General features: G+C 35.3%; 4 protein-coding genes. 2 read left to right on the top strand and 2 right to left on the bottom strand.

Going from position 1 to position 5,072, the window contains the following annotated elements:
• Together RMR19_RS05640 and RMR19_RS05635 are read left to right on the top strand one after the other, a co-directional pair.
• A partial coding sequence (locus RMR19_RS05640; protein ID WP_310602527.1) for a hypothetical protein occupies positions 1–377 on the top strand: 377 nt, incomplete at its 5' end.
• Positions 378–645: 268 nt separating this feature from the next.
• Positions 646–942 carry a hypothetical protein gene (locus tag RMR19_RS05635; protein ID WP_310602526.1) on the top strand — a complete coding sequence of 99 codons (297 nt, stop codon included), beginning with the start codon at positions 646–648 and terminating at the stop codon, positions 940–942.
• Positions 943–1,237: 295 nt separating this feature from the next.
• On the opposite strand, the gene RMR19_RS05630 is transcribed toward RMR19_RS05635, so the two are convergent.
• A complete protein-coding gene (locus RMR19_RS05630) occupies positions 1,238–3,370 on the bottom strand; it encodes an RNA degradosome polyphosphate kinase (protein ID WP_310602525.1) in 2,133 nt (710 codons plus the stop codon).
• A gap of 109 nt (positions 3,371–3,479) precedes the next feature.
• The gene (locus RMR19_RS05625; RefSeq protein ID WP_310602524.1) at positions 3,480–5,042 is read right to left on the bottom strand and encodes a Ppx/GppA phosphatase family protein; all 1,563 of its coding nucleotides are present in this window, start codon (positions 5,040–5,042) and stop codon (positions 3,480–3,482) included.
• Positions 5,043–5,072 lie beyond the last annotated feature (30 nt).

Below are 5,072 nucleotides of genomic sequence, written 5' to 3'. Positions count from 1 at the left end.
GAAGAACAATAACAATTAAATACGAAGCAGGGGATTTCTATGTTGGACAAGGCTACAAGGCTGGAGCCAGAAATTGTTATAATAGCAATGGCTATTATGTGAGTCCCATTGGATTTGGAAATGCTACGGTATGTAAAGCGTCAAAACTGATTCTTAGAGTAGAAGTGGATGGTTTGTTTCGTGATGTGTGGGTTGACAGATTTTTTAAAGATAATCTCGGAAGATTAACTGAGAAAAGAAGATGTGCAATTATGCATACAATGCCCGATTCTATAGTATTAGAAGAGAATTTGAGCAGAAATGGTGAGCTTTATTATACTACTTCCGAGAATGATATGAATTTATGGCTGAATCGGGTCAACAGACTTTTATATTAATTAAAATGAAGGTACAATTGACTATATTCTAGTTTACTATCTAGAGGAAAAAGAGTAATGATTGAGGGTGGTGCTGGGTGAGAGGCGGTATATAGGAAAATGTAAATTACATTAAAGAAATCAGTTGAAAAGTTTGGTCTGATTTGCATATCTAATTAAATATGGACTTATGTAAAAGTTAATAAAAATTTATATTGGCTATAGTCTGGAATAGTGTGAGAGAACATGTGGTTATAATTAATTATATGATATGAAAGGAAGTTAATAAATGTTTGATTCTATGCTTGAAAATGGTTTGGATTTTATAATTTCTTCTGTAAATCATATGTATAAATATGAAAAAGAAGAATCTATAAACAAGTTTTGCGATAATGATATAAAAAAATATAATTGCATTGATTGTCATAAGCATACATTAATTTTTCCTAATGGTAAATATTTATGTTTATCTTGTAATCAGAGTCACTATACTGATGATGATATAAAATTTTGTGAAAGATGTGGTAATCCTTTTTTTGATTTTGAAGACTCATCATTATGTGAAGAATGCCTTTCTAAAGAGTAGGGACATAAAATCTGTATAACACCTCTTTTTCTTTTAAGAAAACTAGTAAAGGCGGTGGGTGATGCCAATGTTTAACCATGAAGATTACAGAGTATATCTTGTTCGTGGAAAAACAGATATGCTCAATAAAGTAAAAAATCCCTGTGAAATCGTTTAGCATAACTTAATGTTAGATTAAACCTAAAAGATTATTTGGGGTTTCTGCAATAGATAAGTAATACAACCGACAAAAAACGCCTTGAGCATCCTATAAACTCAAGGCGTTCCTTGTTTCTATACCTCTTTTAACCCTTTCCTAAATATCCCCATCCACAGGCTCAAACACCCTGCGACTATGCACTGTAGGAGACGCAAGAGCATCTTTAATTGCGTGTTCACAGAAATATTCTTGAGAATCCAACTTAGCTTTCCCTCTCTTATCAACTTTCTCATAACTTCCATCAGGTTTTAGTATATGAGCTTTTACAGTATCCTGAAGTTGAATATCAAGGATTTGCTTCACTTCACTACGAAGCTGCTCGTCTTCAACAGGGAAGAGAATTTCAACACGTTTATCTAAGTTACGAGGCATCCAGTCAGCACTTCCCATATAAACTTCTTCATAGTCATTATTATAGAAGTAGAAGATTCTGGCATGTTCAAGGAAGTTACCAACAATCGAGCGAACCGTAATATTCTCGGAAACGCCTTCAACACCAGCTTTTAAACAGCAGATACCTCGAATGATTAAGTCGATTTTAACGCCAGCATTACTTGCTTCATAAAGGGCGGCGATGATAACGGCGTCACAAAGGGAATTCATCTTAGCAACAATATGAGCTTTCTCTCCATTGCGGGCATGAGTAGTCTCGCGTTGAATTAGCTCAAGGAACTTGTCGCGTAGCCATAAAGGCGCAAGTGTTAATTTGTTCCAGCTAAGAGGTTCTGAATAACCTGATAACATGTTAAATACAGCAGTAGCGTCTTCGCCGATTGGAGCAGAACATGTTAACAGACCCATATCGGTATATAGTTTAGCAGTAGAGTCGTTGTAGTTACCTGTACCAAGGTGAACATAGCGACGGATGCCATCTTCTTCTTTTCTGACAACAAGAGTAATCTTGCTATGTGTTTTAAGGCCTACAAGACCGTAGATAACATGGCAACCAGCTTTCTCAAGTTTCTTTGCCCAGATAATATTATTCTCTTCATCGAATCTAGCTTTTAATTCTACGAGAACAGATACTTGCTTGCCATTCTCGGCAGCCTCTGCTAAAGATGCAATAATAGGAGAGTGGCTACTTACGCGGTAAAGCGTTTGCTTAATTGCTAGTACGTTAGGGTCTTTTGCAGCTTGACGAACAAAGTCAACAACGGGGTCAAATGTTTGGAATGGATGGAAGAGGAGAATATCGTTCTTTCTTATCTGCGTAAATAAATCCTCATCGTGATTCAATGCTCTAACAGGTTGTGGAGTATAGTTTGGTTTTTTGAGGTGGTCAAAACCATCAAGACCATAAAGTTTCATTAAGAATGTTAAATCTAAAGGTCCGTTAGCAGTATAGATGTCCTCTTGCTTAATGTTGAGTTCTTTACGAAGGATTTTAAGAAGGCGTTTATCAATTTTATCTTCAACTTCTAATTTGATAGCTTCTCCCCATTGGCGTTTCTTTAATTGCTTTTGAATTTCGTTAAGTAAATCAGCAGCTTCATCTTCATCAATTGTTAAATCGGCATTACGCATAATACGATATGGGTAAGCGCAGATAACGTTGTAATTTAGGAAGAGCTTATTAATGTTCTTCTCAATTATTTGTTCAAGAAGAATCAATGAAGTTACCTCTGGATCAGTAGAAGGAATCTGTACAACACGAGGAAGAACTGCAGGTACTTGAACGGTTGCAAAGTCGTAAGTTCCGGTTGATTTTTTATCGCAAATTAATGCGCCAATATTCAAAGATTTGTTACGAATCAATGGGAATGGACGAGAGGAGTCTACAGCCATTGGTGTTAAAACAGGGTACACATCATTTTGAAAATATTGGTCTACATAGTTACTTTGTGAGCTGTCTAAATCTTCGTATTGTGTTATGATTTGGATATTGTTTTGTTTGAGCTGAGGGATAAAAGAACGGTTAAATGTATTGTATTGTGTATTCACTAATTCATGAGTTTTTATAGTGATTTGATCTAATTGTTCTTTTGGTGTAAGTCCAGCAATATCGGGTTTTGAATAATTTGCATTAACCATATCTTTAAGAGAGGCAACACGAATCATGAAGAATTCGTCTAAGTTAGAAGCTGTAATGCTAAGGAATTTTAAACGCTCTAATAGAGGGAGAGATTTGTCTCTTGCCTCGCTTAAAACACGGTAGTTAAATTCAATCCAGCTTAATTCGCGGTTCGTATAGTAGGCTGGTTTGCGGTAATTTATTTTCGTAGTGCTCATATAGTTATTAATCCTTTCCTTATAGGTAATATGTTAGGCTGGCGAGGCTGTTTGAACTTACCTCAAGTAGCGTATTAGGTTGAAACACTTCGCCATGGTCCTTGTCGTCCTAACTTCTGCGTAGTTTTAATTGTGGTCGAATACCATAAACTTCTTCAAAAAACTCTGCTTTCTTTTCGAATAACCCACGCTCAAGAGTAGTATCTTCTAGTGTAGTTCCTGTTATAACTAAATGATTGTCACGGTAGGTAACAGAGATATTCGTGAATTTTTGCTTATGGCTCTTATCCATAGCATTCGCAAGCCTGAAGATTGCGGATAATTTAGATATCTTAATATACGTATCTTTATTGAATGAATTATTAAGGTCATCGTATTCGGGATAGTTTCCGCTATTGAAACGAACTAAATACGCAATTAATTCTCTTTCTGTATGAGATAATCCAATAATTTCAGTGGATAAAATAATTTGGTATGAATTAAGCGCACTTGCATTAAGATTAATGTATTTTCCGCAATTGTGAAGTATAACAGCGATTTGTAATAATAGGCGATCACGATTGTTAAGTCCGTGTAATTTAGTTAACCCATCAAACAACGCTAAAGCAATATGTTCAACATTTTCCATATGAGGTAAATTGCAATGGTATCTACGTGCAATGTTTTTCGAGGCGTTGATAATATCTAATGTGAAATCGTGAGTAAGGTTTACTTTTTGTTTCTTCTGAGCATAATCAACTACGAGACCGTCAGATAGAGAAACACCAGGAATCCACATAGTAGAAGCTTTCGTTTCTTCGAACATCTTATAGTAAATCATAGCAGTTGGGATGAGTAAAGAAGCTTGCTCCTTTGATATTTGAAGGCAATTGCTGATTTGGCTTAAATTTTTGGATAGTAGTTTTGTGTATAGAGAATGGAAACCACTACGATCCAAAGAGTCGTTTTTGTCAGATTGGAGCTTTTGAGTGTTCTCTTGCTCTAGGTAATTCTTGAATCGAAGTAAATCATTAAGATTATCACCGATAGCAATAATATTACGCAAGTTAATATCGGATAAGAAAAAGTCTTTGAATATCTGTAAATCATTCGTAATATATTCTTCCAAAAGATTGTTAAAATTTATTGTCTGAGCCTCCATTGTTGAAAGAATTTCTCGAATACGAAGAGAACCTAGTTTGATATTTTGCGTTGTAATTAAAGAGCCTTTGTTGAACAAAGAAATCTGGATACTACCTGCACCAACATCTACAATAGCAGTACCGTGTTCAATAATTTGATTGAAATGCTGTTCTTTCAATGCAACTGCTTTATAAAGAAGAAATCGTTGCTCTGAGTTGCTTAATATAGAAACTTTTAATTTGGATGTAAGTTTGATTTGATCAAGAATAAGTAGCTTGTTTATGGCTTCTCTTAAAGCACTTGTTGCGCAAGCAGTATAATCCTCTACTTGATATTCTTTCATTTTGCTTGTGAAGCTTTGTAAAACTTGACAGAGTTCATTTACCGTAGTATGGCTTATCTTTCCATTCGTATAGGCTTCTGAACCTAGCTCAATTGTATGACGCACATAGTCAAGCTCTTTGATTCCGTATTTTTTTGATACTTCATATATTTTCATTGATACCTCGTTAGATCCAACATCTATCGCAGCAAATGTAGTGTATGGCATACAAACCCTCCCTTATCTTGGATAACAGGT

This window comes from Anaerosporobacter sp. (assembly GCF_031551385.1).
Lineage (GTDB): Bacteria > Bacillota > Clostridia > Lachnospirales > Lachnospiraceae > Anaerosporobacter.
This window is presented reverse-complemented; position numbering and strand designations above follow the sequence as displayed.

Bases quoted from the DNA above. Each gene is read 5' to 3' on its own strand.
- RMR19_RS05635 (WP_310602526.1), top strand. From the start codon at position 646: ATGTTTGATTCTATGCTTGAAAATGGTTTGGATTTTATAATTTCTTCT.
- RMR19_RS05630 (WP_310602525.1), bottom strand. From the start codon at position 3,370: ATGAGCACTACGAAAATAAATTACCGCAAACCAGCCTACTATACGAAC.
- RMR19_RS05625 (WP_310602524.1), bottom strand. From the start codon at position 5,042: ATGCCATACACTACATTTGCTGCGATAGATGTTGGATCTAACGAGGTA.